Origin of the sequence: Leptospira stimsonii (assembly GCF_003545885.1) — a bacterium.
In the GTDB taxonomy this organism is placed as follows: Bacteria; Spirochaetota; Leptospiria; order Leptospirales; family Leptospiraceae; genus Leptospira; species Leptospira stimsonii.
The window spans coordinates 64,773-77,752 of record NZ_QHCT01000001.1 but is presented as its reverse complement, the minus strand read 5'-3'; the positions used below and the strand labels follow the sequence as shown (position 1 = coordinate 77,752).

The window sequence follows — 12,980 nt, the reverse complement described above, 5'->3', positions numbered from 1 at the left end:
AGGGAAGGCCTTTAGCAGAGAAAGTCCGGGCAAAGAAACCAGATGATTTGTCCGTCTAAAAATTTTTCTCTCGGAACGTTCACCGCCAACGCGGAACCGGGAGAAAAAAGAAAACTTTTACCAACTCCTCCGATTCCTAAAAGTTTTTCTGCAAAGATGGAAACATCCGGACTATGCCCGACAATGAGAATCGTATCCGAGTTGGAAAAACTTTTGATCAAAGGACAAACTCGAGACATGTCTTGTCCCGCTTCTAAATCCTCTAAGGATTCCGTTTCTTGATCCGGATGAAGAATGTCCGTATAAATTTTCGCGGTCTGCGTGGTTCTGAGATAAGGACTGTGATAGATCTTTGTGACTTTAAATCCGACTTGAAAGAAACGCGCCATCTTCTGAACGTCTGCGACTCCCTTGGACGTAAGAGGTCTGGATCGGTCTGTGCCGTCTGGAGAATTCGGTTCCGCTTCTCCATGTCTCGCAATGATTATCTTCATGTTTTCAGAGGATTGACCGGGAACGAATTCCCGAAAATCGCCGAGCCTTCTCTCGCTGGAACCTTCGTTTGCAAAAAAGGTCCAACCGTTCTATATTCCGGCTTCCATCGGGATTCTTTTAGAGAACGTAAAGGTTCTGGACCCCGTAGACCGGTTTGTTAGAAAAGGCTCTGATTCCAAGGAAAAGTGCATGTCCGAATTTGCAATTGAAATCGATTCAATACAAAAAAAATACAAAGAACAAAACGCTCTCAAAGGAATCTCGTTCCGAGTCCCTAAGGGATCCGTCTTCGGACTTTTGGGTCCGAATGGAGCGGGAAAGACCAGCTTAGTCCGGATCCTTATGGGATTCTCCAAACAAACATCGGGAAACTTTCATCTATTTGGACTCCCGTTTTCACCAATCCTTCGCAAAAGAATCGGTTATCTTCCTGAAAAAGTTTCGATTCCGGGTTTTTTGACTGGCGAAGAATTTCTAACGTTCAGTGGAAAGTTAGCAGGAATCCGCGGCTCCGAGATTCGAAAAAAGTCGAATGCTCTTTTGGAAAAAACAGGAATCGCAGACGCCGCTTCCAAAAAAGTTTCCGGTTATTCGAAAGGAATGTTACAGAGACTCGGGCTTGCCTCCGCTCTGATCGGAGATCCGGAACTTTTGATTTTGGACGAACCGGGTTCCGGACTCGATCCGAAAGGTTATATCGATTTCCGAGAAACTCTCGTTGAAGAAAATAAAACCAAGGGTACAACCGTATTACTGAATTCTCATAGACTTTTGGAAGTTGAAAAAGTCTGTCACGAAATCGGAATTCTCAATCTCGGAACTCTCGCCGCAATCGGTCCTCTGGAATCTCTGAAAGAAGGGAAGAATCGAATTCTTGTAAAAGTGGAATCCGTTTCTCCGGAATTGGATTCTTATATCCGAAAAATTTCTTCCGAACAAAAGATCTCGGACAATCAGATCGAATTCCTTCCCACGAACGAAATCGATCTTAGAAAAATTCCCGCGGAACTCGTAGGGTTGGGCGCGAACATTCTAAAGTATGAAAGAATTACCGAATCCTTGGAAGAAGTTTTCTTAAGAGTTACGGGAGGAAATCATGAGTAATCTTTCCTGGATTCAAGATCAGATTCCAAAAGTGTTTTCTATCGCGTTTCTAACTCTCAGAGAAACACTTCGAAAAAGAATCGTATATTTCATTTTTATAATATCCGCTCTCTTTTTATTTTTCAATTTCAGTTGCGACATTCAAGTCGGCGGCGAGGATCAATCCGGGAATCCGAATTTTCAAATCTATATCGTATTTCTCTTTTTCGCTTTTTGGAATACGGTTCTCGCCCTGTTTCTTCCGGTTTCTCTTTTAGGCGAAGAATTGGAAAACAAAACCTATCTTCCGATTCTATCCAGGCCGATTTCTTCTTTAACGTATCTCGTTGGAAAATCCTTCGGCGTTTTGATTCTCATTTTAGCGAACGCAACTTTTCTCATCGGAACGTATCTTGTTAAACAGCAGTTATCCGGAGGAATTTTTTCCTGGGATCTCTTGAAAGCTTCTATCACGATGTTTCCGATTTTTTACTTTTTGATCGTTTTCGGATTTTTACTCGTTTTATCTTTTGGGAAGAATGCGGCTTTTTTCGGCGGACTGGCTGTTCTGATTTTTTCCACTTTTTTGGATCTGTTTATCTATGAGCAAGCCGCGGCGAGTTTGGTACAAACTACCGATTTGAAAAAGCAGATTCTCGAAGTGATCTACTGGATACTTCCTCAGGAAGGAACGATCTTTTTCTTTTCGAGTTCTCTTCTTGCAAAGAGTCTTTCCCAGGTTCATTACTACGGGGAATATTCCTTGGCTCAGATTACTCTCTGGATTCTTCTCTCTTTAGGTCTTGGAAAAGTTGTTCTGGACAGGAAAGAACTTTAAACAAAAAGTACCGATTGACAAATCTCTAAAGAGTCATAATTCTACCTTGGGTTGACGTTTTGTCGACTCGATTGGATTTTGGAAATCGGTAATGAAGATTCAATGGTATCACTATGAAAAGGAAGGTTATTATCTTTCCGTTAAGAATCTCAACGTTCCTATCGAATCGCTCAATCCTCTTTATCTCAGAATCACACATCTCAACCGAAACATAGATAAGATCATCAGTTTTCTTCTGGATCGTTATCTTCAATATCTGGACATTACTTCTCTCCGGGAATGTATCTTTTCCATTTTAAGGGAAACGATCATGAACGCCGTAAAAGCGAATCAGAAGAGGGTGATCTTTCAGGAAGCCGGTCTGGATATCAACGATCCGAAACAATACTCGATCGGAATGGAAAAATTCAAATCGGAACTCATTTCTAAAAAAGATCTTTATACCGATCTTTTGGAAGAGAAGGGTTTACACGTTTTGATTACGTTCGGATTTAATCAGAATAGTTTTTTATTAAAAGTCGCCAACAACGTAAGTATTCTTCCCGAAGAGGATCAAAGAGTTCAGGAAAGAATTTCTAAAGCGCATACATACAACGATCTTTCCGAAGTTTTTGAAAATCACGGAGACGAATCCGAAGGCGCCGGGCTTGGTCTCGCGATGTCCTTGCTGATGTTGAAAAACGAAGGGATCGAAGGGGATTCTTATCGAATCAAATCGGAAGAAGGCGTTACTTCTGCTTATATCAAGATTCCTTTCGGTTTTAAAAAAAGAAATATAAACCTTCAGAAAACGGGGGAAATTCTTTCCGAAGTCGATACACTTCCCACGTTTCCGGATAATATCAATCAGATCATGAGTCTGATTAACAAACCGGATTCTTCGATTCAGAGTATTACAGAACTCGTAGCGAGAGACGTTTCTCTTTCCACGAACATTTTGAAACTCGCAAACTCTGCGTCCTTCAGTCAAAGAGCGCGGGTTGAAAATTTGGAAGACTCGATCAAGGTGATCGGTTTGTCCGAGTTGAACAACATTCTTCTGAGTTTAGGAACAAAAAAAATCCTGGAAGAACGTTATAAAGAATTCGAAGCGATTTGGGAACGCTCCAGCCTCTCAGCCTTTATCTGTAGAAGACTCGGGGAAAGAATGGAATGGAAAAAACAAACCATTACCGTTTTGGTTTGTGCCGCGCTCCTTCACGACGTTGGACGGGTGATTCTTCTTTCGCTCGAGCCGGAGATCTCATCGAAAATTACGGAACTATTAGGGAACAGATCTTTTCCTTCCCCGTTGACTTTGGAAGAAGCCGCATTAGGAATTTCGCATACAACCTTAGGCGGAATGATTTGCGAAAAGTGGAATTTTTCGGATACGATTCGCGTTTCCGCCGAGATGCATCACCGGCCGCTTCTGGTTAAAAAAGAATTTCAGGATCCCGTTTTTACGATTTATCTTTCCGATATGATCATCGACATTTCGCAAGGTCTCGCGGATTATTCTTTGATTCAGACTTCGGTTCTTCAGCATTTCGGTTTTAAAAAAGAGGAAGAATTCTCCGAATTTACGAAGAGAATTTTACAGGAATATAAGGATTTTAATAAGAAGTCCTAAGAATTCTTTCCTAACATTTCTTTTAGGAAAACGGAAAGAAACGTAGCGGCTTCGTGAAAATCCTTCGGTTTTAATTCTTCCGGTCTTTTATCCGCGTCGATCTTTGCGTTTTCCAACGCTCCAAAACATTCCGCTCGAAACGATTCTTCCGAGAAATTCTTCGACGTTTGCACTTCGAGTGGAAGTGAAGTGACAGGTGCGTCCCGAAAAGAGGAAGTCAATTTTTTTCGTTTTCCCCAAAACGCCATTCTACATAGACATTCAAGAGCAATAAATCCGAACTCGTCGCCAAACGCGGGTTTGGCTCTGAATTCCAAAACGGAAGAATCCACGTTCGGTCTCGGATAAAAAGCTCCGGCTTTGATGTCTTTTTTGAGTTTCCAATTCCCGTAAGCGGATAAGTAGAATTGGATCGAAGAAGCCTCGTTCGAGATTCTTTTTGCAAATTCCTTTTGTACAAGAAAGGTCGCGCCGATGAGACCTTTTAGATTTTTCACCGCGCTCAGGGTAAGTTCGGAGGAAATATAATAAGGAAGGTTTCCGAAAAGATAAACCTTTTGATCCGCATACTCCGGAAGAAACCCGAGCGCGTCTCCTTCTCTGAGTTCAAACTCCGGAAGATATTCGCGCAACCAAGTCGCGTAAACGGGATCGATTTCAAAAAGTGTGACCGGTTTGTGAAAATCCAAAAGACCGTGAGAGATCGCGCCCAGGCCCGGACCGATCTCCAAAATTCGATCGATGGACGGAAGCAGATCTTGGCTCAAACCGGAGAGGATGATTTGGATCGCATTGGGATCGATGAGAAAATTCTGTCCCCATTTTTTAAGTGGAGCCGAGGACTTGGATTCCAGAAATTTCCGAATTTCAGAAACTTTTCGAAAGGGGTATTCTCTGGAGTTCATCTTTCTCCAGAAACACCCAACTCTCCGAAAGCCCAAGCAGTTTTCGATTTTGATTCCAGACTTCCGCGCGATCCTTGCTCCCGAACGGGGTTTCCAGAAGAATCCAACCTTTTCCGAATCGTGTTTTCTGAACAAGGGAAGACAGAGAATCTTTTTTTGTATGAAAGAATAGAATCTTAGAATCGCTCGAGAGAGGAATTTCACGTACCGGTTTCGACTTTTTGAGAGGAATCTTGCTTACGAGATTCCAAAGATCGGCGTCCCGACCGGAATAGAGGAGCTCCGAATGAAAAGATTCGCGGGAACAGAGGAATGCCCAGCTCAAACAAGATTCGTCATCCACGAAGATTTTATTTAGGTCTTTTCCGCCAAACGAATTGCAGAAGATATTTTTAGAAGTTCGAAAGGCGTTTGCGATCTTCTTATTCGCGTATTTACACTTTCCAGAGAAAAATAGGGAATCTCCGTTTCGAAGGAGAAAGAAGAATCGATTGTAAACGATACGATTTTCTTTTGGAAACAAATCGGGCGCCATGTAGAGAAAAAAATGAATTCCAAAAACAGAAAGAAAAAACAAGGAGCAAAAAAAAGGATACGCTCTTTTCGAAATAGTTCTCCGGATTCTTTGATCTATATATTCTAAATTTTGAATATTTAAGAATTCTGTTTTTCCTTCTTCCTTCTTTAGAAATTTATTTTCCGTCCAGTATGCGAAAAAACAAACGAGAAAGGAAAGGAGGAGCCAGCCAAGAAGCCCGGCCCAAAGAGCGTCCCCCATTTCTCTATAAAATCCGAGAGGTTTGGAAAGCGAATCGGAAAGATAAAAAAGAATTTGGATCAAAAATTCCGTAATCGACCAAGAAGATTCTATTAAGAATCGAATTCCCGTTTCGTGGAAGAGCAAAGAAAGATAAAGAATCGGAAGTAAAATCCCGGCTAACGGAACCACTATGAGGTTGAGAAGTATCGATCCAAAGCTGAAGGCCCCGAAGGAAAAGAGTAAAACGGGCATCGTTCCCAAACCGGCCGAAAAGGAAACGATCAGATTTTCCTTCAAAAAAGAAAGAATCGGATTCTCCTTGGAAAAAATTTTGAAAGGGATTTGTAAAGGATAGGAAAAGAAAAAGATTCCCGCTACGGCGCCAAAGGAAAGGCAAAAAGAGACCGAGTGGAATCGAGGAGGATCCCAGATCCAAAGAATCCAAGCCGAAGAAAGAAGAAGATCTACCGGCCTAAGTTTTCGAAAGAAAAGTCCTTGGATTAAAAGTAATCCGGCGAAAATCCATGCCCTCGTAAGAGAAACGGGATAACCTAAAGCAGATAGATAAAGGAACCCGGTAAGAAGAGGAACGATCCTTGGCGTCGCATATCCGAGAATTGGAAAGAAGTTGAGAAGTCGAAATTGAACTCCCATTAAAATTCCGAGGTGAAGACCGGAAGCGGCAAAAAGATGTAAGATTCCTCCTTCCTTCGCTTTTTGTTTGAAGTTCCTGGAAAGTTGTTTCGCTTCCCCGAAGATAAGGCCGGATGCGATTCGGTTTGTATTCTTTTCCAAACCCGCTTCTTTGAGGTGACTTTGAATTCTTTCTCGGAATCGATCCTGAAAACAGACTTCGTTTTCTCCGAAGAGATTTTTCCGCGGAAATGAATAGGTTCGATTTTCCATTTCTCTTTGGAACCGATCCGGATAAAGGCTCGTCGCCAAAATGAGAAAGAATATTCCGAAAATAATATATTCTGAAAATATAAAATATTTTCTAAAAAGAGTTCCGACTGAGATAAGAAGAATCGAGATTCCCATCCAGAACAAACCCGTTTGTGGAAAGATCCACTGGATGCAGATCCCGAGCAAGGTTCCGAAACAGAATTTCGAAAAGGAGGAGCAAGGTTGCCAATTGCGAAAGTGTTTTCCCATACCCTAAACGGTTCCGAGAAGCGTTCGGGTGTGCGATCGATCCTAATTATTTTTCGGTTTTTAAATTCAGCGATTTTTAGAACGGGATTCGATTGAATCGTTTCCGGTCGAGGGCGATCCCGAAAGTTCAGGCGTCGTCAAAAAGGGATTTGGATTGTAGAAAAATCCGTCGTAACAACGACATTCTTCCGTGAAAAAGTCGCGGTCCCCACCCTCATCGGGTGGAGGAGGCGGGTCCGCGGGAAAACTCGGGTGATTTTTCTCTATCAGAAAATACGAATTTAGCAAGTAGGAAACGTTTTTTGCAGGAGCTCCTACAAAACGTCTCGCTTGGAGAAAACGTTCCCTTTCCACAATTCTTCAAAATTCGGAAGGGTTGAAGTCAACGCGTATTCAAGGATGGATTCGCGAAAGTGAGTCGGACACGATTCTAAGAATCAAAAACGGAATTTCGCAAAGATTAAAAACGATACATTCCCAGTTCTTTGCGAACCCGATCCAAAACTCCGGTGATGGTTTTTTGGGCCTTTTCCTTCCCTTTTTTGAGGGCGCTTTCGACAAAACTTGAGTCTGCTCCGATTCTTTCTCTTTCCTTCCTAAAAGGGGCAAAGTAGTCTAACGTGTCCTGAAGAAGTTGTTTTTTGAGATCTCCGTAGCCGGTTCCCGGCGTAAGGAATTTTTCTCTTAGGACTTGTTTATCTTTTTCATTTAAAAATAAAGAATGGATCGCATAGATATGACTTTTGTCCGGATCTTTCGTTTCGTCGACTCCGGCGGAGTCGGTCATAATGGACATTATAGATTTCTTAAGCTCTTTTTCTGAATCGAAAAAGTTGATCGTGTTTCCGTACGACTTAGACATTTTTTGTCCATCGGTTCCCGGCACGAGGGCTGTCGCTTCGTCGATCTCAGGTTCGGGGATCTTAAAAACATGTCCCACTTCTCTGTTAAAGCAGGCCGCGATATCTCTCGCGAATTCTAAGTGTTGTTTTTGATCCTTTCCCACTGGAACACGATCTCCGTCGAAACCGAGGATATCGGCCGCCATCAGAACGGGATAAAAGAAAAGCCCACCTCTCGGATGAAACCCTTTGGCCACCTTATCCTTATAAGAATGTGCCAACTCCAGCTGATTTACGGAAATAAAATGACTTAAATACCAAGTCAATTCGTTGACTTCCGGAACCGAAGATTGGAGCCAGAACGTGCATTTTTCCGGATCGATTCCAAGTGCGAGAAAATCACAAACAGCATTGTAAGTGTTTTCTTTTTGTTTTTCTTTCGATGAGAATGTGGTTAAGGAATGTAGGTCTGCAACGAAACAATAAAGGTCTTTGGAATCTTGGTATTCTTTGAGTTTACGGATGACAGAGAAAAAATTTCCTAAATGAAGTTTTCCGGAGGGTTGGACTCCTGTAAGAATCCTCATACTTCCTCCATTCTTGTCGTTTCGTATTCTTTTCCGGCGAGTCTTTCGTATTCTTTCATCAGAGCTGATAGTTCCGTTTCGATTTTTTTATGTAAGGTCAATTTCGTAATCGTGGCCTTGTCTTTGTATATTACGGAATAATTATAGAGTAGTTTTGACATTTCCAAAAAGACAAACTCCAAAGTTTTTCCGTTCAGTCGGTTTCCCGAGACTACCGTAGAATCGTAAAAGGGAATAAATCTATGAAGGATCTTAATTTCCTCGATCACCTTTTCTTTGGAAACCAAGACACGATCGTTTAACTTTCCTGCCGTTTCGTATTGTCTTGCTAAGAGATGGTTTTCTACGAGGATATTGAGTTTTTCCGCGAACTTTCCCATAAACCCGGCCGCGTCTCCGAGTAGTTTCAAAAGATTCTGAGTGATCTGATCTTCGACACCCGCACTGGAGGTCGTATGTTCGTTGTAAGTCGCAAAACTATACTGGAAACTCGGATACTTTTTGTTAAACGCATCCAAAAGTCGGAGAAGGTTGTTGATTTGTTCTATATCACTCTTGAAAAGTCCGGGAAGCATGATGATAACATCCCGGCTTTGATTCTTACTTCCGATTTTAACGGTTCCTTCCAAGATCGGAGCGTAGGAAGCCTGAAAGTCGCGAAGAAGAAGATACATCAACTTGTGGGGAGTTCCCTTAAATGCAGATTTTATCGAAGCCGATTGCATATTTTCAGGAACGTGATTTTCGAAGTAATCGTCGACAATCTGATTCAGGAAGTCGAAATTCATTCTTCCCTTATCGTCGATTTTAAAATATCGTTCTCTCAAATTCTGGAGCTCTTCTTTGCGATTGAGTCGGGATTGAATATCATCCGCCAATCGGATCAGAGTCGTTTCCACCTCTTTGATAATGTCGGAAGAACCTTGGAATTTCGTCTCGTTGATCGGAGGAACGTTGAGTTGTTGAACGATTTCTTCCCAAGAGATCATTCTTTTTGTGGCCACGATATGGAACGCGCGGATTGCGTCCGTCATTCTCGGTCTTCCGTTTTCGAGATTCAGACCGTAGGTTAGGCCGGCCATGATCTGCGGCATTCGAGGCACTAATTTTTCGTCTTTCCGAATGAGCTCAGGAACCTGGGTCATAATGATATCTTTCGAATCTTCCCGGCTGAGATGGCGTGCATAATAAAGTTCTAATTTAGTGGCGCGATTGAGGAAAATTTCCGGCGAAATCTGATCGATGAACAAACTGTCCAAAGAGATGATACTGTTCAGTAGTTTATTAAAATTTAATACTACGTTGTAAACGAGGGGTTTCCAGTATCTCCAGCCTTGTTGTTCACAAAAGCGAAGCGCTTGGATTGTGGCGATGATCTGATCTTCTTTTAGGAATTTAAAAAGATTCTGAACTCCGGGAGCGATTTGCAGTTTTCTACCGAGAAAACCGACGTCGATCGTTCCGGTATCCTTAGCGAATTTATTGATTGCGGCATTTCCTCCGAAGAGGTTTGCGAGAAAGCCGATTCCGGCGGCTGAGGCCGCAGGGTCGTTCTTTTTTTGTTGGCTCTGTTTCGGGGACGTTCTTACGGAGGTGGAGGTTTTTTCCGAAGATCTTTTCGACTTGTCCTCTTCGTCCGCCTTTTTATTTTCCTCTTGTTTCTTTTTCTCAAAGTCTTCGTCGACCTTTTTCATCAAGTCGATTCGGATAAAGATATCGTTCGACTTTTGTATGACTTCGTCGATCTGCTCCTGATGTTCGGGACTTCTCTGTTTACGATAGAGATCCGCAAATATCTTATGGGCGTCGGTCCTTGAGTTTAGAGACAAAAGACTATTCCTTTTCGTTTAACGGGTTTTCAACGATCTGCGCACTGGAAGGAGCGCTGAAGTTAAAAAGAGAAGCGGATAAACCTACGTTAGTCTGCACACCGGAAAAGCTGATCGAAGTATATTCGCCGGATCCTCTGTGTTTCATTCTTAACGATTTCGGTGTGTTATCCGGATTCATTGTTACAACAATTTCTTCGTATGTTTTTGTCGGCGATTTGAGTCGGATCGATCCTCCAACTTGGGTCACTTCTTCGTAACCGCTTAACAATCCAAAGACGCCGCCCGTGCTTCCGCGGAGATCTTGTTTGCCTACGATCGCTCTTGCTGGAGAATAGAACCAAAGAAATCTTCCGTTGGAAGATACAACTCTGCCGTCTGAGAATTTGACGTGTAAATAGTTCGGTTTCTTAAAGGAAAGTGTTCCGGAAATTTCGTTATTGATGGTTACGCTGGCTCGAAGACTGGAAATTTCTCCCATTCTTCCTAAGAGTGCGTTGAGTCTGTCGCGTCCAGGATCCCCTGAAACAGAAATGCCGCAGACTAGGATCAGTCCTGCGGCACCCGGGAGTAGTCTCCTGATTTTCAAAAATGCCATAGTTTCAAACTATGCGCGAAGGTTGATTATCCAAGTACTTTTTTTGAATAAAAACCCATGCTCAACTCCCTACGGGTTCGTTTCGCAGGTTGATTATCCAAGTACTTTTTTGAACTCTGCAGTAACCGCAGGAACTACTTCAAAAAGGTCTCCCACGATTCCGTAAGTCGCAACTTTAAAGATCGGAGCGTCTCCGTCTTTGTTGATTGCTACGATATACTTAGAAGAACCCATTCCCGCTAAGTGCTGAATCGCTCCGGAAATACCACATGCGATATAGCAATTTGGAGAAACGGTTTTCCCGGTTTGTCCAACTTGGTGAGAGTGAGAAATCCAACCAGCATCCACCGCCGCGCGAGAAGCTCCGAGAGCCGCTCCGAGAGTGTCCGCAAGTTCTTGAAGAATCGGCCAGTTTTCCGGTCCTTTGATACCACGACCACCGGAAACGATGATCGAAGCCTCAGTCAACTGAACCTTAGAACCGCCGCTTAGATCGGTAGAAACGATTTTTACCTTCGCATCACCAGCCGCTGGAGAAGCCGCTTCTACAGCTCCAGCACCCGCTTTTTGAGTGATCTCTTGAGAGTTTGGACGAACGGTAAAGATTTGGACCGGGCTTGTTACTTTAAAATTTGCGTAGGCTTTTCCGGAGTAGATCGGTTTTTTTGCCACGACCTTTCCACCGTCAACGGAGAATCCAACAACGTCCGCAACGATTCCCGCTCCTACTTTTACGGCAACACGAGGAGAATAATCTTTTCCTTGTGAAGTGTGTGGAAGAAGAACCACCGCAGGGTTTTGTGCCTTGATTACTTCCGCAACCAGATTGGAATACGTTTCAGCGTTGTATTCGCCTGAGTTTACGGTGATGATCGAATCAGCTCCAACAGCCGCTAATTCAGGAGCGTGTTTTTCAACTCCGCTTCCGATGAGAAGAGCTACTACTTTACCGCCGATGGAATCAGCGATCTTTCTTCCTGCTGAAGTGATTTCTCTGGAGATTTTTTTAAGTTCTCCGTCTTTCAATTCGCCAACAATTAATACGTTGCTCACGGGTGTTCTCCTTAAATAACCTTAGCTTCTTCTCTGAGAGCTTTTACGAGTTGAGATGCGAACGCGTTTGCGTCTGCCGCTTCCAGTTTTCTTCCAGGAATACGCGGTGGAGGAGGTTCGAGTCCGACAACTTCGATTTTGCTTGCGGGGTTACCAAGATCAGCGGCGGATTTTGTTTCCACAGGCTTTTTCTTAGCAGTCATGATTCCTTTGAGAGAAGGATAACGAGGTTCGTTGAGTCCTTTTTGCGCTGTAAGAGCTACGGGAGTGGAAGTTTCGATGGTTTGTGTTCCACCTTCTACTTCTTTCGTTGCTTTCACTGCGGTTCCGTTGATTTCAAGGCTCACCGCAAATGCGACGTGAGGAATTCCAAGAAGTTCCGCAACTTGAACGACAACTTGAGAAGAATCAGTATCGATGGACTGTCTTCCTCCGATGATTACGTCTGCGTTTTCGGCTTTCGCGAAATTGGCGATCAGCTCTGCAGTGTTGTTCGTATCAAAAGGAACGTAGTTGTCGACTTTGACGTGAACCGCGCGATCTGCGCCCATAGCGTAAGCGGTTCTAAGAGCTTCTACAACTCTGTCTGGTCCAAGGGAAACAGCGATTACTTCGCCACCGTGTTTTTCACGCAGTCTGATTCCTTCCTCGATAGCAAATTCATCATAGGGAGAAATAATCCACTTGATTCCGGCTTCGTTGATGGATTTATCCCCTACTTTAATACTGGTTTCGGTGTCAGGTACCTGTTTCACTAATACGATGATTTTCATTAAATGGGTACTCCAAAAAAAATTAGTGCTGTTAACACAAAAATCTTGTGTCTATGTAGTGCAAACCACTTTTTTAAGCAAGTCTAAGCGATCTCATCGGTTGAGAATAGATATTTAAACCAGTAATACGTCCAGACCATAAATCCGATTACGATCAGAACATTCGCATCCGTCTTTAAGAAAAAAGCAAGTCCCCAAAAAAGCGGGAGAAACATCCAAGCGCAAAGAGACAGAAGTAGGAAGAGAGAATTCTTTTGAAAGGGAGAATTGAGGGCTTTTTGAAACCCGATTCTTAAGGAAGAAAGGCTTTTCGGAGATCCTTGTTCCTTGTAAGATAGGAAGAAAAAAAGTCCACAAAGGATTGTCAAAATGAGAGCGTAGATCATAAGATAGTTTTTGGAAAAGAAAGATTCTCTGTCGAGCTGTTTTAGTCGCAGGGAAGAAGGATAT

The 12,980-nt window shown here is 43.0% G+C and carries 12 protein-coding genes; 3 read left to right on the top strand and 9 right to left on the bottom strand.

Annotation, left to right across the window (positions count from 1 at the left end; all coding sequences use genetic code 11):
• Nucleotides 1-11: 11 nt before the first annotated feature.
• Nucleotides 12-494 (bottom strand): phosphohistidine phosphatase SixA, encoded by a 483-nt coding sequence (sixA, locus tag DLM75_RS00325; protein ID WP_118966596.1) that lies wholly within the window; start codon nucleotides 492-494, stop codon nucleotides 12-14.
• 190 nt (nucleotides 495-684) lie between these two features.
• On the opposite strand from sixA, the gene DLM75_RS00315 reads away from it, so the two are divergent.
• The 3 genes from DLM75_RS00315 to DLM75_RS00305 all read left to right on the top strand — a co-directional run bounded on the left by DLM75_RS00315 (nucleotide 685) and on the right by DLM75_RS00305 (nucleotide 4,028).
• Nucleotides 685-1,599 carry an ABC transporter ATP-binding protein gene (locus DLM75_RS00315; RefSeq protein ID WP_118966594.1) on the top strand — a complete coding sequence of 305 codons (915 nt, stop codon included), beginning with the start codon at nucleotides 685-687 and terminating at the stop codon, nucleotides 1,597-1,599.
• On the top strand, nucleotides 1,592-2,416 hold the full coding sequence (locus DLM75_RS00310; RefSeq protein WP_118966593.1) for an ABC transporter permease family protein: 825 nt from the start codon (nucleotides 1,592-1,594) through the stop codon (nucleotides 2,414-2,416). The genes DLM75_RS00315 and DLM75_RS00310 overlap by 8 nt, the downstream gene beginning before the upstream one ends.
• Before the next feature lie 91 nt (nucleotides 2,417-2,507).
• Nucleotides 2,508-4,028 (top strand): HDOD domain-containing protein, encoded by a 1,521-nt coding sequence (locus tag DLM75_RS00305; protein ID WP_118966592.1) that lies wholly within the window; start codon nucleotides 2,508-2,510, stop codon nucleotides 4,026-4,028.
• Here the strand turns inward: DLM75_RS00305 and rsmA are convergent.
• The 8 genes from rsmA to DLM75_RS00260 all read right to left on the bottom strand — a co-directional run bounded on the left by rsmA (nucleotide 4,025) and on the right by DLM75_RS00260 (nucleotide 12,916).
• Complete coding sequence (gene rsmA / locus DLM75_RS00300; protein WP_118966591.1) at nucleotides 4,025-4,933, bottom strand: 16S rRNA (adenine(1518)-N(6)/adenine(1519)-N(6))-dimethyltransferase RsmA; 909 nt, start codon at nucleotides 4,931-4,933, stop codon at nucleotides 4,025-4,027. The two genes, DLM75_RS00305 and rsmA, sit on opposite strands and share 4 nt — an antisense overlap.
• Nucleotides 4,896-6,848 (bottom strand): ComEC/Rec2 family competence protein, encoded by a 1,953-nt coding sequence (locus tag DLM75_RS00295; protein ID WP_118966590.1) that lies wholly within the window; start codon nucleotides 6,846-6,848, stop codon nucleotides 4,896-4,898. The genes rsmA and DLM75_RS00295 overlap by 38 nt, the downstream gene beginning before the upstream one ends.
• 460 nt (nucleotides 6,849-7,308) lie before the next feature.
• Nucleotides 7,309-8,277 carry a tryptophan--tRNA ligase gene (gene trpS, locus DLM75_RS00285; RefSeq protein WP_118966588.1) on the bottom strand — a complete coding sequence of 323 codons (969 nt, stop codon included), beginning with the start codon at nucleotides 8,275-8,277 and terminating at the stop codon, nucleotides 7,309-7,311.
• On the bottom strand, nucleotides 8,274-10,106 hold the full coding sequence (locus DLM75_RS00280; RefSeq protein WP_118966587.1) for a hypothetical protein: 1,833 nt from the start codon (nucleotides 10,104-10,106) through the stop codon (nucleotides 8,274-8,276). Before DLM75_RS00280 ends, trpS begins: the two co-directional genes overlap by 4 nt.
• Nucleotides 10,107-10,110: 4 nt before the next feature.
• On the bottom strand, nucleotides 10,111-10,704 hold the full coding sequence (locus DLM75_RS00275; RefSeq protein WP_118966586.1) for a LolA family protein: 594 nt from the start codon (nucleotides 10,702-10,704) through the stop codon (nucleotides 10,111-10,113).
• Nucleotides 10,705-10,797: 93 nt separating this feature from the next.
• The gene (locus tag DLM75_RS00270; RefSeq protein ID WP_118966585.1) at nucleotides 10,798-11,757 is read right to left on the bottom strand and encodes an electron transfer flavoprotein subunit alpha/FixB family protein; all 960 of its coding nucleotides are present in this window, start codon (nucleotides 11,755-11,757) and stop codon (nucleotides 10,798-10,800) included.
• A gap of 11 nt (nucleotides 11,758-11,768) precedes the next feature.
• Nucleotides 11,769-12,530: an electron transfer flavoprotein subunit beta/FixA family protein gene (locus tag DLM75_RS00265; RefSeq protein ID WP_118966584.1), complete on the bottom strand. Its 762-nt coding sequence runs from the start codon at nucleotides 12,528-12,530 to the stop codon at nucleotides 11,769-11,771.
• Nucleotides 12,531-12,613: 83 nt separating this feature from the next.
• A complete protein-coding gene (locus DLM75_RS00260) occupies nucleotides 12,614-12,916 on the bottom strand; it encodes an LIC10362 family protein (RefSeq protein WP_118966583.1) in 303 nt (100 codons plus the stop codon).
• Between the last annotated feature and the right edge of the window lie 64 nt (nucleotides 12,917-12,980).